At 65.7% G+C, this 19,593-nt stretch carries 16 protein-coding genes and 1 riboswitch; of the genes, 8 read left to right on the top strand and 8 right to left on the bottom strand.

Annotated elements, in window-relative coordinates; genetic code table 11:
- Window positions 1–75 precede the first annotated feature (75 nt).
- A riboswitch (TPP riboswitch) is annotated at window positions 76–180 on the bottom strand.
- A gap of 106 nt (window positions 181–286) precedes the next feature.
- Window positions 287–1,069 (top strand): 3-oxoacyl-ACP reductase, encoded by a 783-nt coding sequence (locus tag WBR68_RS24740; RefSeq protein ID WP_230695527.1) that lies wholly within the window; start codon window positions 287–289, stop codon window positions 1,067–1,069.
- A gap of 5 nt (window positions 1,070–1,074) precedes the next feature.
- Window positions 1,075–2,376, top strand: a complete 1,302-nt coding sequence (locus WBR68_RS24745) for an LLM class flavin-dependent oxidoreductase (RefSeq protein WP_050447937.1) — start codon at window positions 1,075–1,077, stop codon at window positions 2,374–2,376.
- On the opposite strand, the gene WBR68_RS24750 is transcribed toward WBR68_RS24745, so the two are convergent.
- Window positions 2,373–2,588, bottom strand: a complete 216-nt coding sequence (locus WBR68_RS24750) for a hypothetical protein (RefSeq protein ID WP_127184216.1) — start codon at window positions 2,586–2,588, stop codon at window positions 2,373–2,375. The two genes, WBR68_RS24745 and WBR68_RS24750, sit on opposite strands and share 4 nt — an antisense overlap.
- A 247-nt stretch (window positions 2,589–2,835) precedes the next feature.
- A complete protein-coding gene (locus WBR68_RS24755) occupies window positions 2,836–3,519 on the bottom strand; it encodes a MarC family NAAT transporter (RefSeq protein ID WP_050447941.1) in 684 nt (227 codons plus the stop codon).
- A gap of 280 nt (window positions 3,520–3,799) precedes the next feature.
- Here WBR68_RS24755 and hutG point away from each other — a divergent pair, with 280 nt between their 5' ends.
- Together hutG and WBR68_RS24765 are read left to right on the top strand one after the other, a co-directional pair.
- A complete protein-coding gene (gene hutG / locus WBR68_RS24760) occupies window positions 3,800–4,603 on the top strand; it encodes an N-formylglutamate deformylase (RefSeq protein ID WP_127184214.1) in 804 nt (267 codons plus the stop codon).
- A gap of 69 nt (window positions 4,604–4,672) precedes the next feature.
- Window positions 4,673–5,686 (top strand): LysR family transcriptional regulator, encoded by a 1,014-nt coding sequence (locus tag WBR68_RS24765; RefSeq protein WP_127184213.1) that lies wholly within the window; start codon window positions 4,673–4,675, stop codon window positions 5,684–5,686.
- 57 nt (window positions 5,687–5,743) lie between these two features.
- Here WBR68_RS24765 and WBR68_RS24770 read toward each other — a convergent pair whose 3' ends face one another.
- The 4 genes from WBR68_RS24770 to WBR68_RS24785 form a co-directional block, all read right to left on the bottom strand.
- Complete coding sequence (locus WBR68_RS24770) at window positions 5,744–6,676, bottom strand: electron transfer flavoprotein subunit alpha/FixB family protein (RefSeq protein ID WP_230695528.1); 933 nt, start codon at window positions 6,674–6,676, stop codon at window positions 5,744–5,746.
- Window positions 6,676–7,425: an electron transfer flavoprotein subunit beta/FixA family protein gene (locus WBR68_RS24775; protein ID WP_230695529.1), complete on the bottom strand. Its 750-nt coding sequence runs from the start codon at window positions 7,423–7,425 to the stop codon at window positions 6,676–6,678. The genes WBR68_RS24770 and WBR68_RS24775 overlap by 1 nt, the downstream gene beginning before the upstream one ends.
- 72 nt (window positions 7,426–7,497) lie before the next feature.
- Window positions 7,498–8,136 (bottom strand): HutD/Ves family protein, encoded by a 639-nt coding sequence (locus WBR68_RS24780; RefSeq protein WP_230695530.1) that lies wholly within the window; start codon window positions 8,134–8,136, stop codon window positions 7,498–7,500.
- A gap of 4 nt (window positions 8,137–8,140) precedes the next feature.
- Entirely contained in the window at window positions 8,141–9,328 is a 1,188-nt protein-coding gene (locus WBR68_RS24785; RefSeq protein ID WP_127184209.1) for an NAD(P)/FAD-dependent oxidoreductase, read from the bottom strand.
- A gap of 265 nt (window positions 9,329–9,593) precedes the next feature.
- Between WBR68_RS24785 and WBR68_RS24790 the strand changes: the two genes are divergently transcribed.
- From WBR68_RS24790 to WBR68_RS24800, 3 genes are read left to right on the top strand one after another with little or no spacing between them, the layout of a single operon-like run.
- The gene (locus WBR68_RS24790; RefSeq protein ID WP_050447951.1) at window positions 9,594–10,592 is read left to right on the top strand and encodes an aliphatic sulfonate ABC transporter substrate-binding protein; all 999 of its coding nucleotides are present in this window, start codon (window positions 9,594–9,596) and stop codon (window positions 10,590–10,592) included.
- 18 nt (window positions 10,593–10,610) lie between these two features.
- Window positions 10,611–11,381, top strand: coding sequence for an ABC transporter permease (locus WBR68_RS24795; RefSeq protein WP_050447953.1), 771 nt, complete (start codon window positions 10,611–10,613; stop codon window positions 11,379–11,381).
- Window positions 11,369–12,157 (top strand): ABC transporter ATP-binding protein, encoded by a 789-nt coding sequence (locus WBR68_RS24800; RefSeq protein ID WP_050447955.1) that lies wholly within the window; start codon window positions 11,369–11,371, stop codon window positions 12,155–12,157. The genes WBR68_RS24795 and WBR68_RS24800 overlap by 13 nt, the downstream gene beginning before the upstream one ends.
- Before the next feature lie 45 nt (window positions 12,158–12,202).
- Here the strand turns inward: WBR68_RS24800 and WBR68_RS24805 are convergent, their stop codons facing one another.
- Complete coding sequence (locus WBR68_RS24805) at window positions 12,203–13,174, bottom strand: LysR substrate-binding domain-containing protein (RefSeq protein WP_127184208.1); 972 nt, start codon at window positions 13,172–13,174, stop codon at window positions 12,203–12,205.
- A 94-nt stretch (window positions 13,175–13,268) separates the two neighbouring features.
- Here WBR68_RS24805 and cydC point away from each other — a divergent pair, with 94 nt between their 5' ends.
- Window positions 13,269–16,901, top strand: coding sequence for a thiol reductant ABC exporter subunit CydC (gene cydC / locus WBR68_RS24810; RefSeq protein ID WP_230695531.1), 3,633 nt, complete (start codon window positions 13,269–13,271; stop codon window positions 16,899–16,901).
- Here cydC and WBR68_RS24815 read toward each other — a convergent pair.
- Complete coding sequence (locus WBR68_RS24815) at window positions 16,873–19,467, bottom strand: penicillin G acylase (protein ID WP_230695532.1); 2,595 nt, start codon at window positions 19,465–19,467, stop codon at window positions 16,873–16,875. The two genes, cydC and WBR68_RS24815, sit on opposite strands and share 29 nt — an antisense overlap.
- Window positions 19,468–19,593 lie beyond the last annotated feature (126 nt).

Below are 19,593 nucleotides of genomic sequence, written 5' to 3' on the forward strand. Positions count from 1 at the left end.
GACAGCCGGACGCACAACGCGGCGGCCCGTGAGGAACAGGGGCCGCTGATGGATGAAAGTCTAGGGAGGGCGCACGAACCGTGCGATGTCCTTCCCTTCGCCGGCATTACCCGGATCAGGTTCAAAGGGTTACCGCATGACGCGGAATCTCAGCCCAAACGGGCTCCCCCAGGAATTGCCGCAAGATTAGGGTCGCGGCGAGCCAATGTCAACGCATGGATTTATGCTAAGTTCGCCCGCTTGCGGCACCTGTTTGCGTGCGTGCCGGTGAACCGACGAGCCGACCATGTCCATTGCCCCTTCCGCCCCTGCCCTGAACGAACAACTGGTGATTGTCACGGGCGGCGCCCGCGGACTGGGCGCGCACATCACGCGGGCCTTTCTGCGGGAAGGCGCGCGCGTGGTGATCAATTACCTGAACAGCGCGGATGCCGCCCAGGCGCTGGCGGCCACCGCGCCCGACCGGGCGTTGGCGGTGCAGGCCGACGTGCGCGATGCCGTTGCCGTGGCCGCCATGGTCGCGCAGGCGCAAAGCCATTTCGGCATGCCGGTGAGCACGGTGGTCAACAATGCGCTGCCCGCCTTTCAGTTCAATGGCGATGCCCGCCCCCACGCCGACACGCTGACCTGGGACCACCTGAACCAGCAGATCGAAGGCTGCGTGCGCGGCGCGCTGAACACCACGCAGGCCGCGCTGCCCGGCATGCGCCGCGCGGGCGTGGGCCGCATCATCAACATTGGCACCAACCTGGTCCAGAACCCGGTGGTGCCCTATCACGACTACACCGCCGCCAAGGCCGCGCTGCTGTCATTCACGCGCACGCTGTCGCAGGACCTGGGCCCCGATGGCATCACGGTCAACATGGTGTCGGGCGGCTTGCTGCGCACCACCGACGCATCGGCCGCCACGCCCGAAGCGGTGTTCGACCTGATTGCGGCCAGCACACCGTTGCGCACCGTCACCACGCCCGAACAATTCGCCGATGCGGTGCTGTTCTTCGCCTGCCCGTGGTCGCGCAGCGTCACCGGCCAGAACCTGGTCGTGGACGGCGGACTCGTCAAGAATTGACCGCCATGCTGCACCTGAACCTGTTCATCTTCGGCTGCGGCCACCACCGCGCCGCGTGGCGCCACCCGGATTCGGCCGCCGAACGCCTGGGCGACATCCGCTATTACGAAGCGCTTGCGCAAACGGCCGAACGCGGCAAGCTGGACGCCATTTTCTTTGCCGACGGCCAGTCCACCGACAACATCGGCGACGGACCGCGCTGGTATCTGGAGCCGCTGACGACCATGGCCGCGATTGCGCGCGCCACCACCCACATCGGCTTGATCAGCACGGTGTCCAGCACCTTCTTCACGCCCTTTCACGCGGCGCGCATGGTGGCGTCGCTGGACCATATTTCGGGCGGTCGCATGGGCTGGAACGTGGTCACGTCGATGTTCGACGCCGAAGCGCGCAACCACGGCTTTGAAGCCATGCCCGGTCACGACTGGCGTTACGCGCGCGCCGAAGAGTTCGTCGACGTGGCCTTGCGCTTGTTCGATTCCTGGCAAGACGACGCCTTGGCCATCGACCGCGACGGCGTCTATGGCGTGCCCGACCGCATCCGGCCCATCCACCACCATGGCGATCACTTCCTGGTTGACGGCCCCTTGACCGTGCCGCGCCCGCCGCAGGGGCATCCCGTGCTGTTCCAGGCCGGCGCATCGGACCAGGGGCGCGACCTGGCCGCCCGCCGCGCCGAGGCAATCTACGCCGTGGCCTACGACCTGCCGGCCGCGCAAGCCTATTACCGCGACATCAAACAGCGCGTGCGCGCGGCGGGACGCAGCGCTTCCGTGCCTATCATGCCCGGCCTGGTTACCTATGTGGGGTCGACCGACGCCGAGGCACGCGCCAAGCAGCGCAAGCTGGATGAGCTGCTGCCCAGCGATGCCTCGCTGCGTCAATTGGGCAGTTTTGTGCTGCAGGATTGCACCGCCTGGGAACTGGACGCGCCCGTGCCGGCCCTGCCGCCCTTGCATGAATTCAAGGGACCGAAGGGACGCTACGCCACGATTCTGCGCATTATCGAAACCGAACAACCCACCGTGCGCCAATTGCTGGGGCGCCTGGCGGCGGGCGGCGGCCACTGCACCATGGTGGGCACGCCGACGCATATTGCCGACCAGATGGAGCACTGGTTCAGGAATGAAGGCGCCGACGGGTTCAACCTGATGCCGCCGTCATTGCCGGACGGGATCGATGATTTCGTGGAACATGTCATTCCGGTATTGCAACGGCGCGGCCTGTTCCGCACGGAATACGAACACCGCACCTTGCGTGGGCATCTGGGGTTGAGCAGGCCGGAAACTCGCGGCGCGGCCAGTTAGTTCGACATCAACGGCGCGGGGTCGACACGCTTGACATGCTTGCCAACAGGCGTTGGCACGCGCGGCAGCGCCGTGGCCGCGCGCTCACGCGCGTGGCGTGCGGTTCGGTGGGTGGCGATCCAGTCATAGAACACAACCCCTGGGTGGCGCAACAACACGGCGGCAATACCGACCGCCACAACAACAGCAATAACCAGGGTCAGCCAGAACATCTGACGACCTCCTTGAAGACATCGCGGTATGAAACCGGCAGAAAAATCGCGCTGGAAACACTCACAACCCAGCGCATGCGGGAGAAAATTTACTCCACAATTGCCGCGAAATACGCGATCACGGAATGGAAAACACTGTTCCGTAACGCCGAGAAACAGGTCATGGAATGTGGCAGGCGCACAGCGCCTGCATTAGCCCACCCACATTACGCTGCCTCTGTTACACCGCCGCGATGACGTCACCCACTTAGCCACCCGCGTGCTGGCTCACGATTTCCAGCACGCCATTGATGACGAACTGGACGCCCATGCACACCAGCAGAAAACCCATCACGCGCGAGATGGCTTCGACGCCGCTCTGCCCGATCACCGCCACGATGCGGCCCGCCGAACGCAGGCATACCCAGAACAGCACGCCCAGCAGGACGAAGACGATCACGGGTGTCACCGCAACCACCCATTCCGGATACTGCGGCGTGATGGCGCCGTCCACCGACGCCGCGCCGCTGATGATCATGGCGATGGTGCCCGGGCCCGCCGTGCCGGGCAGCGCCAGCGGCACGAATGCAATGTTCGGCACGTCGCGCTGCTGGGCATCGGCCGCCGCTTCCACGGCCAGTGTGCGAGGCTCGGCCGGCGGAAACAGCATGCTGAAACCGATGCTGACCACGATCAGCCCGCCGGCGATGCGCAAGCCCGGAATCGAGATGCCGAACGTGTGCATGATCCACGCGCCGGCGTAGTAGGTCACCACCATGACGCCCACCACGTAGAACGCCGCCTGCGTGACCTGGCGTTCGCGCTCCTTGTAGGGAATCTTCCCACCCAGGGACAGCAGCAGCGTCATGGAGGTCAGCGGATTGGCCAATGGCAGCATCAACGCCAGGCCAAGGCTGATCAGCTTGCCCAGTTCAATCAGGTCATCAATCATGGGACTCCCGGAAAAAGAAACACGGGCCGCACGACGGCCGGCTTACCGCGTTCAATGGTGCAATCGTGACACGCACTCTACCTTACACAGGCCCAGTCCTGCACCGGACCATCAGCATCACGCTCTGTGATTATCAACATCCATTAAACTTATGCAATTACGGATGGGGGCGGCGCTGCCTAGCATAGCTGGCTGTTACGGGCGGCTGACAAAGACGCTATCGTGCCCCCGCCAGCAGCGCCCCACGCCGCGCATTCATTTTGTGACCCGGAGTTTTCCCTTGAGCGACCTCTTTCATTTCAGCCGCGGCACCGCCCCGCTGCTGATCTCCATTCCCCATCTTGGCAGCCAGATTCCCGATGCGCAGCGCGCGCAGATGACGCCGCTGGGCCTGCAGTCCGGCGACACCGACTGGCACCTGGATACGCTGTACCAATTTGCCCAGGCGCTGGGCGCGTCCGTGATCGGCGCGCGCTATTCGCGCTATGTGGTGGACCTGAACCGCCCGCCCAACGACGAAAGCCTGTACCCCGGCCAGACCAAGACGGGCCTCTGCCCCACCCAGACCTTCCGTGGCGATGCGCTCTACCAGGACGACGCCGTGCTGACCGACGCCGAACGCGCGCAGCGCCTGCAGACCTATTGGGAGCCGTACCACGCGCAACTGCGCAGCGAAATCGACCGCATCAAGGCCGAGCACGGCACCGTGCTGCTGTGGGAAGCGCATTCCATCGCCAGCGTGTTGCCGCGCCTGTTCGACGGCAAGCTGCCCGACCTGAACATCGGCACGTCCGACGGCGCGGCCTGCGCGCCCGACATCCTGGCCGCCGTCCAGGCGCAACTGGACCCTTGCACCGACTACACCTGGGCCGTCAATGGCCGCTTCAAGGGCGGCTACATCACGCGCCACTACGGCTCGCCGGCCGACAACGTGCACGCCATCCAACTGGAAATGTGCCAGTCCACCTACATGGACGAAACGCATCCCTACGGCTATCGCCCCGACCTGGCCGGTCGCGTCATCCCGGTGGTCGAAGCCATGGTGCGGGCCGCGCTGGAGCAGACCACGGCGCGCCAGCGTTAAGCACTAAGCGCTAGGCGATAAACGCCAAGCGCCAGCCTTTCCTCCACCGTATCCAGGACCACCCAGGCCATGAACCGCTTTTCCTTCAGCACGACGGAAAACTATCCGGAATGGAGCCTGCTGCTGACCTGGGTGGCGGTGGTGGAAGCCGCGTCGGTGTCCGGCGCGGCGCGCCTGCTGGGCTTGTCGCAGGCGGCGGTGTCGCAGCGGGTCAAGCAACTCGAGGCCGCCATGTCGACCGAGCTGCTGGACCGCAGCACGCGCCCGGCGCGGCCTACCCCGGCGGGCGAACTGCTGTTCGACCACGCCGCGCGCCTCTTGGCGCAAGCCGGCGACATGACGGAAAGCGTGCGCAACCTGAGCCGGGCCAAGCGCAACATCGTGCGCTTCGGCTGCGTGGATTCCTTTGCCGGCACCTTGGGGCCGACCTTGATCCATGGCCTGTCCGGCGCGTCGCGCCAGATTCGTTTGTGGTCGGGCATTACGCCCGTGCTGGACAAGCAACTGGAAGACCGGCAACTGGACCTTGTCGTCACCACCAGCGCCGTGGCGGGCAAGCCCACCATCCGCAAGATCAGCCTGTTCAGCGAACCCTATGTGCTGATCGTGCCGCGCACGCTGGACGTGGACAAGATCGGCTCGCTGAAAGACCTGGGCAAGCGCATGCAGTTCATCCGCTACAGCGCGCGGTCGTTCATCGGCGCGGAAATCGACCGCCTGATCGAAGCGCACGACGTGATGATCGAACGCACCTTTGAATTCGACAACACGGACCCGCTGCTCAGCCTGGTCACGGCGGGCATCGGCTTTGCGATCAGCACGCCGCTGTGCATCTGGCAGTCGCGCCATTTCGTGGACCAATTGCGGGTGCTGCCGCTGGCGCCCTATCTGGGCGTGACGCGCGCCGATGACCCCGGCCTGTCGCGCACGCTGTACCTGGCCTCGCGCCAGCAAGAGGTGGGCAAGCTGCCCACCGAGGCGCGCGACGTGATTCTGATGGCGGTGGAACGCCTGATCCAGAAAGACATCGCGCCGGCCCTCGGCCTGCCGCCCGCCACGCTCTGGCGCAGCATGCGGCGTTGAGACGGGCGGGCGCTTAAGCTCTTACAGCCCTAGCAGCCCTTACAGCTCTTTCAGCCCTTACAGCGACGTCGTCAGCGCCGGCACGGCCTCAAACAAGTCGCCCACCAAGCCATAATCCGCCACCCCGAAGATCGGCGCGTCGCCGTCCTTGTTGATGGCGACGATGGTCTTGGAGTCCTTCATGCCGGCCAGGTGCTGGATGGCGCCCGAAATACCCACCGCGATGTAGAGTGCCGGCGCCACGATCTTGCCGGTCTGCCCCACCTGCCAGTCGTTGGGCGCATAGCCCGCGTCCACCGCCGCGCGCGAGGCGCCCAGCGCCGCGCCCAGCTTTTCGGCTAGGGGGTCCAGCAGCTTGAAATGTTCGGCGCTGCCCAGCCCGCGCCCGCCCGACACCACCACGCGCGCGCCGCCCAATTCCGGCCGTTCCGACGCGGCGATGTCTCGGCGCTTGAATTGCGTGAGGCCCAGGTCGGCCACGGCGGCGATGGGTTCGATCGCGGCGTTGCCGCCATCCTCGGCCGCCGCGTCGAACGTGGTCGGGCGTATCGTCGCCACCACGACGGCGTAGCCACTTTTTACCGTTGCAATGGCGTTGCCCGCATAGATGGGACGCTTGTACGTGTCGGGCGCCAGCACCTCGATCACATCCGACACCTGCTCCACATCCAGCAGCGCGGCAATGCGCGGGGCCACGCTCTTGCCCTGCGTGGTGGCGGCCATGAATACATGCGTGTAGGCGTCTGCGGCAGCGGCGACCGCTTGCGCGGCCAGATTCTCGGCCAGGCCGTCGGCCAAATGCGGCGCGTCGGCCAGCAGCACCTTTTCCACGCCCGCGATGCGTGCGGCGGCTTGCGCCACGGCTTGCGCGCCCGCGCCCGCCACCAGCACATGGATCGGCATGCCCAGCTTGGCCCCGGCGGCAACGGCGTTGCGCGTGGCGTTGTTCAGGCTGTGGTTGTCGTGTTCGGCAATAACTAGGACCGTCATCAGATCACCTTGGCTTCGTTCTTCAGTTTGTCGACCAGCGCGGCCACGTCGGCCACCTTGATGCCGGGCGCGCGCGCCGCGGGTTCTTCCACGCGCAAGGTTGAAAGGCGCGACGCGGGGTCTACGCTCAAGCCCTCGAGCGTTTCGATGTCCACCGGCTTTTTCTTTGCCTTCATGATGTTGGGCAGCGTCACGTAGCGCGGTTCGTTCAAGCGCAGGTCGGCCGTGACGATGGCAGGCAGGGTCAGATCCAGCACCTCCAGGCCGCCATCCACTTCGCGTGTGACACGCGCCGTGCCGCCGTCGATCTCGATGGCGCTGGCGTTGGTGGCTTGCGGCCAGCCCAACAGCGCGGCCAGCATCTGGCCCGTCTGGCAAGCGTCATCATCAATGGCTTGCTTGCCCAGAATCACCAGCGCGGGTTGTTCCTTTTGCACCACGGCGCGCAACAGCTTGGCCACGGCCAGCGGTTGCAGCGCGGCGTCGGTCTGCACCAGCACGCCACGGTCGGCGCCAATGGCCAGTGCCGTGCGCAGCGTCTCCTGCGATTGCGCGGGGCCGCAAGACACGGCGACAACCTCCGTCGCCGCGCCCTGCTCTTTCAGGCGCACAGCCGCCTCGACGGCGATTTCATCGAACGGGTTCATCGACATCTTGACGTTGCCGATGTCCACACCGCTTTGATCGGCCTTCACGCGCACCTTGACGTTGTAGTCAACCACGCGCTTGACCGCGGTTAATACCTTCATGCAAACACTCCTGGGTCAGGAAATTTCGGATCAAATGAAACGGATCAAATAAAGCGGATAAAGCGGAACAGGTCAGACGGCGGCAGGCGCTGGCACGCGCACATCCAGCACCGCTGCGGCCACGCCGTTCCGTGCCGTAGGCTGCGCAGGCGCAAAGGCCTGCCGCGCATCGACGCCACAGGACGGACCGACGATGTAGTCGCCCGCCGCCAGCACCACGCCAGCCTCTGCGGCGTGGTGCTGGCGCCCCGCCTGCGCCGCGACGATGATGCGCAGCGTGTGCGTAGCAACGCCGTCTTGCGTCAGCCCGCCCGCCTCTACCGCAGCCTTCCCGCCGCCCACGCACACGACGCTGGCCGCCGCCGCGCCGCGCAATACAAACAGGTTCAGCACACGCACCGGCCCATTCAACAGGCGCGATTGAAATGCCGCATCGCCCGCGAAGGCCGTGGCCACACCGGGCGCAAGCGTGATGCGCTCGGCATCCGCCACATCCTCCACCAGCTCCACACCGCCGCCCGACAACACCACCGACACACGGTCATAGCCGGGATAACGGGAATACGGGCCGTCGCGGTCGATGTCCGCCACGCTCACCCGCCAGCGTGGCGGTTGCTGGGCGGCATCCACCGACAGCGTGCGCGTCACGCCGCCGCCGTTCTTCCAGGGCTCGGGCGTAACGGCCAACCAGCTTGCGTGCAGCGGGCGCATCGCGTTACGAGACGGCGCCAAGGCCGTACTTGCCGGTCAGCAAGGCGCCGCTGGCAAAGCGGCCAATGTCATAAGGTTTGAGCGACACATCCGTGGCCAAGCCCAGCGCTTCCTGCGCCAGCACGCGGCCCACGGTTGGCGACAGCTTGAAGCCGTGGCCCGAAAAGCCGAAGCCCACAATCAGACCCTGTACGCCCGGCACGCGGCCCAACACAGGGTTCCAGTCCGGGGTGACGTCGTACACGCCCGTCCACGACGAGGCCAGGCCCGCCGTCTCGTAGGCGGGAAAGCGCGTCGCCACCTGCTCACCCACTTCGGCCACATAGTCCAGCGGGATATCGCCTTGCTCGGCGTCGCTGTTTTGCAGCGCCTCGCCCACGATGCCTTCGCTGACCAGCATCTGGTTGCCGCCATAGCTGCGGCAATACAGCATGCCGGGCGAGGCCAGGTCCTTGAAGACCGGCATGGAATAGGTATAGGGCGCGGCGTCGCATTCCAGCGCCAGCACCGCGTGGCGTTCGGGCACCACGGGCATCGCCACGCCGGTCCAGCCCGCCAGTTCGGAGGTCCAGATGTTCTGCGTGCTGATCACCACGGGGCTGGCGTAATCGCCGTCAGACGTGGACACGCCCACCACGCGGCCGTTTTCCACCAGCAGTTTTTTCACGTCCACGTTTTCGCGGATGGTCACGCCACGGCGGCGCGCGCCGCGCGCGAAACTGGTGGCCACCAGATAGGCGTCGGCAAAGCCCGCTTCGGGTTCGAAGCCGATCAGCGCGGCATTGTCGAACGAGGCTATGGGCAGCAGCTCGCGGGCCTGGGCGGGGTTCAGCAATTCCAGCGCAATGCCTTGTTCGCGTTGCTGGTCCAGCGCGCTCTGCAGGGGCGCCAGCTTGTCGTCGTCGGCAGCGGTGATCAGATAACCGCACTTGACCAGGCCGCAGGACGCTTCGTCGTCACCCACATAATTGGCGAAGTGGTTGAACACGTTCCAGGAACGCTGTGCCAGCTCCACGTTTTCGCGCACTGAATAATGGGTGCGCAAAATGCCGGACGACTGCGACGTCGTGCCCGCGCCGATGGTCGCGCGGTCCAGCACCAGCACGTTCTTCGCGCCCAGCTCCGCCAGGTGGAACGCCACCGAACTGCCGATCACGCCGGCACCAATCACGATCACGTCATAACTTTTCACGACAAGGCTCCAAGGACAAGTGGCGCGAGTGTGAACCTGCGTGGTCTGGCCGATCGCAATATAAGCATCGCGAATACTTAATAAAAGCGCGGCAAGAACAGGGCGTGACGAAAGCGGATTGCTTAAGCGCGGCGAATTTTGACCATCGCCGCTACTTATATTCATGGCTTGGCGCGGCGGCCGGGTGAAAGTCTCGTCTGCCGCACCATAGAGTGCCGGCGACATGGAATCTATCCGTCAATCTACATCCACGTAGGGGAAAAACATGAACATGAATCGCCGCGCCATGCTGGTGCGCACCGCTGCCCTGGCGGGCGCAAGCGCCCTGGGCTTTCCGATGATCGGCCGCGCCGCCAATGCGTCTTATACGTATGGCGGCTCGGCGTGGCTGGGCCACTACTCGGCCTACATCGCCATGAAGACGGGCCTGTTCGCCAAGCAGGGCCTGGATATCAAGTGGCAAAGCTTCGCCACGTCGTCCGACCGCATGAGCGCCGTGATGGCCGGCAACATCGACCTGGCCGGCACCGGCGTGGTGTCGTCGCTGGCCTTGATGGCGGCCGGCGCGCGACAGTTTCAGGTGATCGCCACGCCCAACAACTTCGGCCGCGCCGAAGGCGTGCTGGTGCGCGAAGACGTGAAGTCGGTGGCGGACCTGAAAGGCAAGAAGATCGGCGTCACCTATGCCTCCAGCGCCCATGTGCTGCTGCTTGATGTGCTGCGCCAGGCCGGTCTGGACGCCGAGCGCGACGTGTCCATCATCAACCTGCCGGCCACCAACCTGCTGTCTGCCTACCAGGGCAAGCAGATTGATGCGGCGGTGGCCTGGACGCCCGCCTTCGACCGCATCAAGGCCGTGCCCGGCACGCATGTGCTGCTGGACGACACGGCGTTCTCGCTCTACAAGCAATACGCCATCACCCCGGGCCCGGACGTGCTGCTGACCCACGCCAAGCTGGGGCGCGAGAACCCGGAAGCCGTGAAGAAATTCCTGCACGCCGTATTCCAGGCCAACGCCATGCTGACCGAGCAGCCCGATGAAGCGGCCAGCGTGTTGTTGGAACTGACCGGCCTGTCGCGGCCCGAGCAACTGGCCGTCATCAAGCAAACGCAGTGGTATTCCGCCGCCGACCAGAAGGCCTTGATGGTGGACCCGGGCAACTTCGTCACCGGCATGCAGCAGTTGGCCCAAATGCTGGTGTCGCTCAAGCAGATCGACAAGGCGCCCCAGGTCAAGGACTGGGTCCAGGCCTCGTACCTGTAAACGCGGAACCCAATCGCCATGTCCGCGCGTTCATCTTCAAAGCAAACACGGCTGATCTGGGTCAGCGTGTTTTCGCTTCTTGGCTTTCTGTTGCTGTGGGAAGGCCTGTGCCGTGCCGGCGCGGTCGACCCCATCTTTTTGCCCGCGCCGTCGCAGGTGTTGGCGCGGGCCATGTCCATGTCGGACCAGGGCACGCTGTTCTACAACGTGCTGGCTTCCACCCGCCGCGTGATGGTGGGCTTTTTGGCGGCTGTCTTCGTGGCCATACCGCTGGGCATTTTGCTGGGCACGTCGAAGGTGGCACGCGCCGTCTTTGACCCCATCATCTCGTTCCTGCGGCCGCTGCCATCGATGAGCTGGATTCCGCTGTCGCTGTTGTGGTTCGGCATTACCGAAACGCAGAAGTACAGCATCGTCTTCATGGGCTCGTTCGTGCCGGCGCTGCTGTATGTGATGGAAGCCTCGCGCAGCATTGACCCCGTGCTGGTGCGTGCCGCGCGCAATCTGGGCGCCAACCGCTGGCAGGTGATGCGTGAAGTGCTGTTTCCCGGCTGCCTGCCGCAGATCTTGTCGGGCATGAAGATCATTCTGGGCTTGTCCTGGACCTGCGTGATCTCGGCCGAATTGGTGGCGTCACGCGAAGGCCTGGGCTTCATGATCATGAACGGCAAGGAATTCTTCCAGACCGACACCGTGGTGCTCGGCATGGTGCTGATCAGTTTCACCGTGCTGGTGACCGATCTGTGTTTGCGGCTGCTTGAACGATGGGTGCTGGCATGGCAACGATGAACGAAACGATGATCCAGTTGACCGACGTGTCCAAGGCCTATGGCGACGTGACCGTGCTGGACAAGGTCAACCTGGAGGTCAAGCGCGGTGAATTCCTGGTGCTGTTGGGCGCGTCCGGCTGTGGCAAGTCCACCTTGCTGAACTTGATGGCCGGCTTCATCCAGCCCAACACGGGCACCGTCGCCATCAATGGCAAGACCGTCACCGACGTGACCGCCGCCTGCGGCATGGTGTTTCAGCAGTACGCGCTGTTTCCGTGGCGCACCGTGCAAGAGAACGTGGAATTCGGCTTGAAGATGCGTGGCATGTCCAAGCAGGAACGCGCGCCCATTGCCCGCAAGTTCATCGAGATGGTGGGCTTGAAGGCGGCGGCGGACAAGTATCCGCATGCGCTGTCGGGCGGCATGAAGCAGCGCGTGTCGATTGCGCGCGTGCTGGCCAATGACCCCGACGTAATGCTGTTCGACGAGCCCTTCGCCGCGCTGGACGCCATGACGCGCCAGGTGCTGCAAGACCAGTTGCTGTCCATCTACGAACAAAGCGGCAAGACGATTGTGTTCATCACGCATTCCATCGACGAGGCGCTGACGCTGTCCACCCGCATGGCCGTGATGGGTTCCAAGCCCGGGCGCATCGTGCAAGACATCCACAACGACCTGCCGCATCCGCGCAGCGCCGACGTGCAGTTGTCGCCGCGCTTTGTGGAATTGAAGCGGTCGATCTGGGAACGGGTGCAGGAAGAGGTCACGCGCAGCATGGAGCTGACGACCGACTAGGCGGGCCGGGGCGCGACCGGGCACGGTCAGCCCCCGCTTGGTCCACTACCATGCGCCTTGGCTGCGCCCTTCTTCTGCCAGGAATTCCACCAGTGCGGGCAGCGACGCATCCATCGGCCGGTTGGCGTGGATGCGCATTACATAGCCCCACGAGCCCGGCATGCGCAGTTGCGGCATCAGCGGCACCAGCCGGCCGCTGGCCAGGTCTTCATCGATCAGCGGCGCGCGCCCCAGCGCTATGCCCACCCCCGCGGCTGCGGCCGCCACCACGGTGCTCAGGCCGCTGAACACCATGGGCTCTTGCCAATCGGATTCGGCCAGCCCCAAGCGCGGCCCCCAGGTGCGCCAATCGGTCTCGGGGCTGTCGATGTGTTTTTCTTCCAGCCAGCGGTGCCGCAAAAACACGCGCGGGTCGCCGCGCTCGGCCTCGGCGATCAGCGCGGGGCTGCACACCGGCACCACGGTTTCCGTCATCAGCGCAATATCACCCGGCTCGGCCAGATGCGGCCCGCGCGCGCGCACGTGCAGAAAGGCCAGGTCAATGTCCTGGCTTTTCCAGGCGGGCTCCTGGCTGGCGTGCAAGTAAACCTGCACGCCGATGTCGGGATGCAGTTCGATGAAACGCCCGATGCGCGGCGCAAGCCACAATGCGGCAAGCGAGGGGTTGGCCGACACGTTCAGCGTGTAGCGGCGACGCCCCCGCGCGGTGGCGCGTACATCGCGGCACGCAGACTCCAGAAGGGTCAAGGCCTGTTGTACGGAGGCCAGCAATTTGGCGCCCGCTTCGGTGGTTTCGGCGCGGCGCACCGTGCCGCCCCGGCGCAGCAGTTGCACGCCCAGGTCCGTCTCCAGCGCGCGTAGCTGATGGCTGACCGCGCTCTTGGTGACATGCAGTTCCCCCGCCGCGCGGCTCAGACTGCCCAGACGGGCAACGGCCTCGAACGCACGCAAGGCGGCCAGGGGCGGCGTGTGCGTGGGCAGCTCGGGGGATGGATTCTGGTTGGGCAAATCAGACATGGAGTTGAGTTTATCTCAACCCAAGATTGAAAAAGACTCGCTATCGCAACGGCGTGGGATCAGCGACCATGCAGGCTCTGCATGGAGCATTGATATGTATTTCGACTCTCGGTTGTGGCGCCTGACGGCGGGATTGCGCGCCGGCATGGCGGGCGGCATTTTCCTGGGCCTCTTGGCGCTGGCGGCGGGCATTGCCCGCTATGTCTTCCTGGGCCAGTTGCTGGCCCGCGTGTTCGACGGCGCGCCATGGCAAGACTGGATCGTGCCCGCCCTGTGCGTGGGCGCCATGGTGCTGCTGCGCGCGCTGTTCGACCATTGGCGCACCGTGCAAGCCAACCACACGTCCGCGCAAATCCAGCAGACGCTACGCGGCAAGCTATACGACCGCATCGTTGCCCTGGGGCCGGCCTGGTTTGCCAATCAGCGTACGGGCGGCGTCATGCTGACCGTGGTGGACGGCGTGGAGCAGTTGCAAACCTTCTTCGGCCAATACCTGCCGCAAGTCGCCATTGCGGCGGCCGCGCCCTTTGCCATCTTCGCCGTGATCGCGTTCTGGGACGTGCCCACCGCGCTGGTGTTTTTGGTGGCGGCGCTGTTCGCGCTGTTTGGCCCGATGGCGGTGCACATGCTGGACCGCCGCGCCAGCCAGGCGCGCACGCAGGCGCTGAATGCCTTCGGCGAAGACTTCCTGGACGCGGTGCAAGGCCTGCCCACGCTGAAGTCTTACGGCCAGGGCAAGGCCTGGGGCCGGCGTCTGGCGGCCCGCGCCCGCAGCCTGTCGGACAACACGTTCTGGGTGCTGTCGGTGAGCCTGTTGACGCGCGGCATCAGTGACCTGGGCGTGGCGTTGGGCGCGGCGCTGGCCTTGACGCTGGGCGCCTGGCGCGTGGCCGCGGGCGACATGAGCGTGGAAGCGCTGCTGATCGTGCTGATGGCCGGCACCGAGATCTTCCGGCCGCTGCGCGACCTGCGCTCGGTCTTGCACCGCGGCATGCTGGGCCAGTCGGCCGCCGTCAGCATCCATGCCTTGATGGACGCGCAGCCGCTGACGCCCGTGCCTACCACGGCCCCGGGCAAGCGCACTGCACCTGCCCATCTAACCCCCACTATCGAATTCGATAACGTGGCGTTTGCCTACACGCCCGAACGCCGCGCGCATCAAGGCTTGGCGTTCAGCATCGCGGCGGGCGAGCGCGTTGGCGTGGTCGGCCCCAGCGGCGCGGGCAAGTCCACCATTGTGCGGCTGCTGCTGCGTGAATGTGTGCCGCAGGCGGGCGTCATCCGCGTGGGCGGGCACGATGTGAACACGCTGGACACGCAGGCGCTGCTGTCGCAAATTGCGCTGGTCAGCCAGGACATCACGCTGTTTCACGGCACCATTGACGACAACCTGCGCCTGGGCCGGCCGGACGCCACGCACGAGCAGGTGCGCGCCGCCGCCCGTGCCGCGAATATCGACGACTTCATCATGGCGCTGCCCGACGGTTACGCCACCCGCATCGGCGAACGCGGCCTGCAATTGTCGGGCGGGCAACGCCAGCGCGTGGCCATCGCGCGCGCGCTGCTGCGCGACGCACCCATCCTGATCCTGGACGAAGCGCTGTCATCGGTGGACACCGAAAACGAAGCGCTGATCCAGCAAGCGCTGGACCGCCTGATGGCCGGCCGCACCACGCTGATCCTGGCGCACCGGCTGGCCAGCGTCATCGGCGCCGACCGCAGCCTGGTGCTGGATCAGGGCCGCGTGGTGGAAGCCGGGCCGCATGCACAGCTGATGCAGGCGCGCGGGCTGTACTACCAGCTGATGCACGAGCAGGCAGAAGCGCACCAGAACCCGTCGGCCGGTGTGGCCGCCTTGGCGTCGGCGCCGGTGCTGGATGCCACCACGCCCGAAGACGATGACGGCGGCGACGGCGGCGACGGCGGCGCAAGAGGCCCCGTCCTGCGGCCCTTGGATGCCGATGCCGACCAGGTGGGCTGGCGCGCCACGCTGGGCACCTTGCTGTCCGTGGTCAAACCGTGGCGCGGCACGCTGACCGCCACCATCCTGCTGGGCGTTGCGCGGGTGGCCGCCTTCATCGGCGTGGGCGTGTTCAGCGCGCTGATCGTGGCCGCCATCCGTGACGGGCGCGAGATCTCCGGCCTGATCGTCGGCCTCTTGATCTGCGCGCCGTTGGCCGCCTTGTTCCATTGGCTGGAATCGTGGCTGGCGCATGCGATGGCCTATCAGTTGCTGGCCGACATGCGGGTAAAGCTGTTCGACAAGCTGGAGCGGCTGGCGCCTGCCTATCTGTTGCAGCGCCGCTCGGGTGATCTGGTTGCGCTGGCCACGCAAGACATCGAGATGGTCGAATATTTCTACGCGCACACCATCGCTCCGGCCATCGTGTCGGTGCTGGTGCCGCTGTCGGTGCTGGGATTTCTGGGCGTGTATAGCTGGCCGGTGGCCCTGGCGCTGCTGCCCTTCCTGGCCTATGCACTGGTATCGCCCGTGCGGGGCCGCCGCCATATCGATGCGCTGGGCGACAAGGCCCGGCAGGCGCTGGGCGAAATGAGCGCGCACACCACCGACACCATCCAGGGCCTGGCCGACCTGACCGCCTTCCAGGCCACCGACCGCCGCCGAGGCCAGTTCCTGAACGTGGCCGACCACTACCGTATCCGCCGTCTAGACATCCTGCGCGATCTGTCCAAGCAAACGGCCTGGTTTGAAGTAGCCATGGGCTTGGGCGGCCTGGCCGTGGCGGTCGTGGGCGCCTTGCAGGTATCGGCGGGCGCGCTGTCGGCCAGCATGCTGCCCTTGCTGGTGTTAATTGCGATGGCGACCTTTCTGCCGGTGTCTGAAATTTCGCAGGTCAGCCGCCAGTTGGCCGACACCATCGCCGCCACGCGCCGCCTGCATGTGGTCAGCAACGAGCCCGAACCCGTCACCGACGGTCCGCTGGCGCCGCCGGTCGCCACGCATGGCTTGTCGTTGGCGTTTGAGCACGTCAGCTTCGCCTACCCCGGCAAACAGGAAGACACGCTGAAGGACTTGAGTTTCAAGGCGCCGGCCGGGGCAACGGTGGCCATCGTGGGTGCCTCGGGCGCGGGCAAAAGCACCGTGGCCAGCCTGTTGCTACGCTTCTGGGACCCGCGCCAAGGCGCGGTCAAGCTGGACGGCCTGGATGTGCGTCAACTGCAATTGGACGGCTTGCGCGAGCGGGTAGCCCTGGTCACGCAAGACACCTACCTGTTCAACGACACGCTGGAGGGCAACATCCGGCTGGCGCGCCCCGAGGCCACGCCCGAGGAACTGGCGCGCGCGCTGGACCAGGCGGCGCTGACGACATTCGTACAGCAACTACCCGACGGGCTGGCCACCAAGGTAGGCGAACGCGGCATGCAGTTGTCGGGCGGGCAGCGCCAGCGAATCTCGATTGCACGGGCCTTTTTGAAGAACGCGCCGGTGCTGATCCTGGACGAGGCGACTTCACACCTGGACACCTTGTCCGAGATGCAGGTGCGGGCGGCGCTGGACGCGCTGATGCAGCACCGCACCACCCTGGTGATTGCGCACCGGCTGTCCACCATCCGCAACGCGGACCTGATCCTGGTGCTGGATCGGGGTACACTGGCCGAGGCCGGCACGCATGACCAATTGCTGCACAAGCAAGGGGCCTATGCGCGCCTGGCCAGCCACCAGGGCGGCTACACGGTCAGTAGCGCAACGTCTCTACCGACGTAGCGTTGGCGCGCACCTCCGCATCCGTGAACCAGACGCGCTTGCTGCCAAAGCGGTTGTACAAGTCGAACTGGTCGCGGGTGTGGACGGACGGCGTGCCGTCCGGCGCCACGAAACCGCTCTGCCCCGGCGCCACCACATCCACCGCGCGCACGCCCTTGCCGTCGAACACCGTCATATTGTTTTCGGTGCCCCGGTTTTGGGTGGCCGAAAAGCTCAGCACCGCCTTGTCATCCGCCTGCGGCACGCCCAGGAAGTTCTTCGGCGCAAACACCATCGGCGGCGCGGGGATGCGCCACGCGGCCGGGTCCTGGCCATACGCTTTTTGCAAGGCGGCCAGGGCTTCGTCGAGCGCGACCAGGCTGACCGCTTCCGGGCGCTTGCCGTTGAAGAAGTCATAGGGCTGGGGCACGCCGGCGTTGGGGCCGGCCAAGGCGTTGAACAAGACCTTCACGCCCACGGTCAGGTTGAGCGAACCGGTGGCCGGCGCGGCCGGGGTGGGATAGCCCGTGGCGCTGTACCACTTGAAGAAGTCGGCGGGCATCTCGTCGGCCAGCGTGGCGCGCAGCATGGCGCGTAGCCAGGCATCCATCACGGCGGACCCGGCGTTGTCGTAGTAGCCGGGCTGTTTGTCGCTGGTGCCCATGCCGTCCCAGGCGGACAAGTCAGCCACCAGCCGTGCGCGCGCGTCATCAGCCGGCAGGCCGGCCACGGCGCGTTGCAGGAACGGCAGGAAGTGGCGGCGGTTGACGTCGGCGTAGCTGGTGGTGCGGATCAAGTCCCACATCTGCTGCGCACTGACCTTGCCGCCATTGGCCGTCATGGCCTTCATGCGCGTTTCGATTTCGGCGTAGCGGTCGGCCTGGCCCCACACGATGGCGAACAGGTCGGTGGACGGATAGCCGCGCATGGGCTGGTTGTTCCAGTTGGCGATGTAGCCCTGGCGCGGGTTGTAGACCTGCGGGTTGGTGGCGAACGGCAGCATGCCGTCCCAGTCCATTTCACCCGTGCCGGGCACGGGCAGGCGCGGGTCATGGCCGGGTTTGCGCTTGGGATAAAAGCCGGTGTGCGCGTAGCCGATGTTGCCGCGGTCGTCGGCGTAGTACCAGTTGATGGTCAGCGCATGGCGCGCGGCCTGCTGCTTCCACTGGTCCCAATTGCGCGCCTGCGTCTTGTGCGTCCAGGCCATCAGCGATTGCAATTCAAAGCCTTCCCACGCGCGCGCCTTGGCGTAGGCCACATGCTGCTTGTCGTCGAACTTGGTCACGATGCCATGCACCGTGCGGTACACGTCCATCAATACCGGCTTGCCGTCCTTGACCTGGATAAGCTCGGTGCGCTTTTCCATCGTCTTCCATTCGCCATTGTGGAAGTAGCGGGTGCGGTCGGCGGGGTCGAGCTTTTCGGCGTAGATGTCCACGTCGTCGCCAAAGCCCGCCGTGGAGCCCCAGGTGACGTGCGCGTTGTGGCCGAACAGAATGCTGGGGTAGGCGAACGGGGTGTTGCCCACCACGTCGTAGCCCGCGCCGTGCAGGCCGATGCCGTAGGTGTAGGCGGGGTTCCACCAGCCGAACTGCGGGCCGTTCAACAAGATGGAGCGCGCGTCCTTGGCGTGCTCGCGGCCCACGATCCACATATTGCTGGTGGTGGGAAAGCCGGCGATGCCGGGCTGGCCGCTTTGCGCAAACTGCGCCAGCAGGCGGGCGGGCGCGTCGGCGGGCGCGTCTTGCAGCACGCCGCGCGTTTGCGGGTCGCGCGCCACGCGCTCCAGCATGGGCGGCGTGCCGTCGTAGCGCGGCAAGGCGTAGGACAGCTTGGCGGGCGCAGGCGCGGTGGGCTGATAGGTGGCGGGCTGATAAACCCCTTCTTCTTCCGGCACCGTGGTCGGGGCGCGGCTGTCGGTCATCCAGCGCAATTGGTTGAAGATCTGCATGGCGCGCGCGTCGCCGTGCTTGTCACGTAGCGCGGTCAGCAGCGCCAGGTTGTCGATTTCGCTATTGGCGTCCGAAAACCGATTGGCCATCGTGCCCACGAACACCATCGCCACGTCATAGGGCGTCCAGTCGGAGGGCTGGAATTGCAGGTCGTTGAATTCCTTGGGCATCAGCGTGCCGGGTTCGGCGCGCACTCGCGCGATCCAGGCATTCATGCCGGCGGCGTAGCCGTCCAGAATCTGGCGTTCGGACGCGGGCAGCGCCGCCAGTTGGCGCTGGATACGCTCGGGCGAAAAATTGCCGCGTATCGATTTGTCGAAGGCCACCATTTTGTCGCCCAGCACTTCGGCCACCAGGCCCTGCGTGCTGCGACGCGCCATCTCCATCTGGAACAGGCGGTCTTGCGCCACCGCGTAGCCGTAGCCGTAGAAGATGCCGTACACCGTGTTGGCGTAGACGTGGGGCATGCCGTAGCCGTCGCGGCGGATGGTGACCTGCCTGGCGGCGGGGCGCTGAGCGTCAGCCGTGAACGACGACTGGGTCTGGGATTGCGGCTGGGATTGCGCTTGCGCGGGGGCTGCGCCCACGCCGGCGCAGGCTGCCAGGATGGCGGCCGACAACAAATGCTGCTTCATTGAATCTGTCTCCAAATTGATAAACCGCGCCATGCTTGCGAGCGACCTTCAGCGCGGGATGCGGCGCCTCTGGCGGGCACCGTCCGGAGACCATGATAAGAAGCCGCTACTTATAATGCCAATGCA

Origin of the sequence: Achromobacter sp. JD-1 (genome assembly GCF_038594925.1) — a bacterium.
Taxonomy (GTDB): domain Bacteria; phylum Pseudomonadota; class Gammaproteobacteria; order Burkholderiales; family Burkholderiaceae_B; genus Achromobacter; species Achromobacter spanius_C.

Bases quoted from the DNA above. Each gene is read 5' to 3' on its own strand.
- WBR68_RS24740 (WP_230695527.1), top strand. From the start codon at position 287: ATGTCCATTGCCCCTTCCGCCCCTGCCCTGAACGAACAACTGGTGATT.
- WBR68_RS24745 (WP_050447937.1), top strand. From the start codon at position 1,075: ATGCTGCACCTGAACCTGTTCATCTTCGGCTGCGGCCACCACCGCGCC.
- WBR68_RS24750 (WP_127184216.1), bottom strand. From the start codon at position 2,588: ATGTTCTGGCTGACCCTGGTTATTGCTGTTGTTGTGGCGGTCGGTATT.
- WBR68_RS24755 (WP_050447941.1), bottom strand. From the start codon at position 3,519: ATGATTGATGACCTGATTGAACTGGGCAAGCTGATCAGCCTTGGCCTG.
- WBR68_RS24765 (WP_127184213.1), top strand. From the start codon at position 4,673: ATGAACCGCTTTTCCTTCAGCACGACGGAAAACTATCCGGAATGGAGC.
- WBR68_RS24770 (WP_230695528.1), bottom strand. From the start codon at position 6,676: ATGACGGTCCTAGTTATTGCCGAACACGACAACCACAGCCTGAACAAC.
- WBR68_RS24775 (WP_230695529.1), bottom strand. From the start codon at position 7,425: ATGAAGGTATTAACCGCGGTCAAGCGCGTGGTTGACTACAACGTCAAG.
- WBR68_RS24780 (WP_230695530.1), bottom strand. From the start codon at position 8,136: ATGCGCCCGCTGCACGCAAGCTGGTTGGCCGTTACGCCCGAGCCCTGG.
- WBR68_RS24790 (WP_050447951.1), top strand. From the start codon at position 9,594: ATGAACATGAATCGCCGCGCCATGCTGGTGCGCACCGCTGCCCTGGCG.
- WBR68_RS24795 (WP_050447953.1), top strand. From the start codon at position 10,611: ATGTCCGCGCGTTCATCTTCAAAGCAAACACGGCTGATCTGGGTCAGC.
- WBR68_RS24800 (WP_050447955.1), top strand. From the start codon at position 11,369: ATGGCAACGATGAACGAAACGATGATCCAGTTGACCGACGTGTCCAAG.
- WBR68_RS24805 (WP_127184208.1), bottom strand. From the start codon at position 13,174: ATGTCTGATTTGCCCAACCAGAATCCATCCCCCGAGCTGCCCACGCAC.
- cydC (WP_230695531.1), top strand. From the start codon at position 13,269: ATGTATTTCGACTCTCGGTTGTGGCGCCTGACGGCGGGATTGCGCGCC.
- WBR68_RS24815 (WP_230695532.1), bottom strand. From the start codon at position 19,467: ATGAAGCAGCATTTGTTGTCGGCCGCCATCCTGGCAGCCTGCGCCGGC.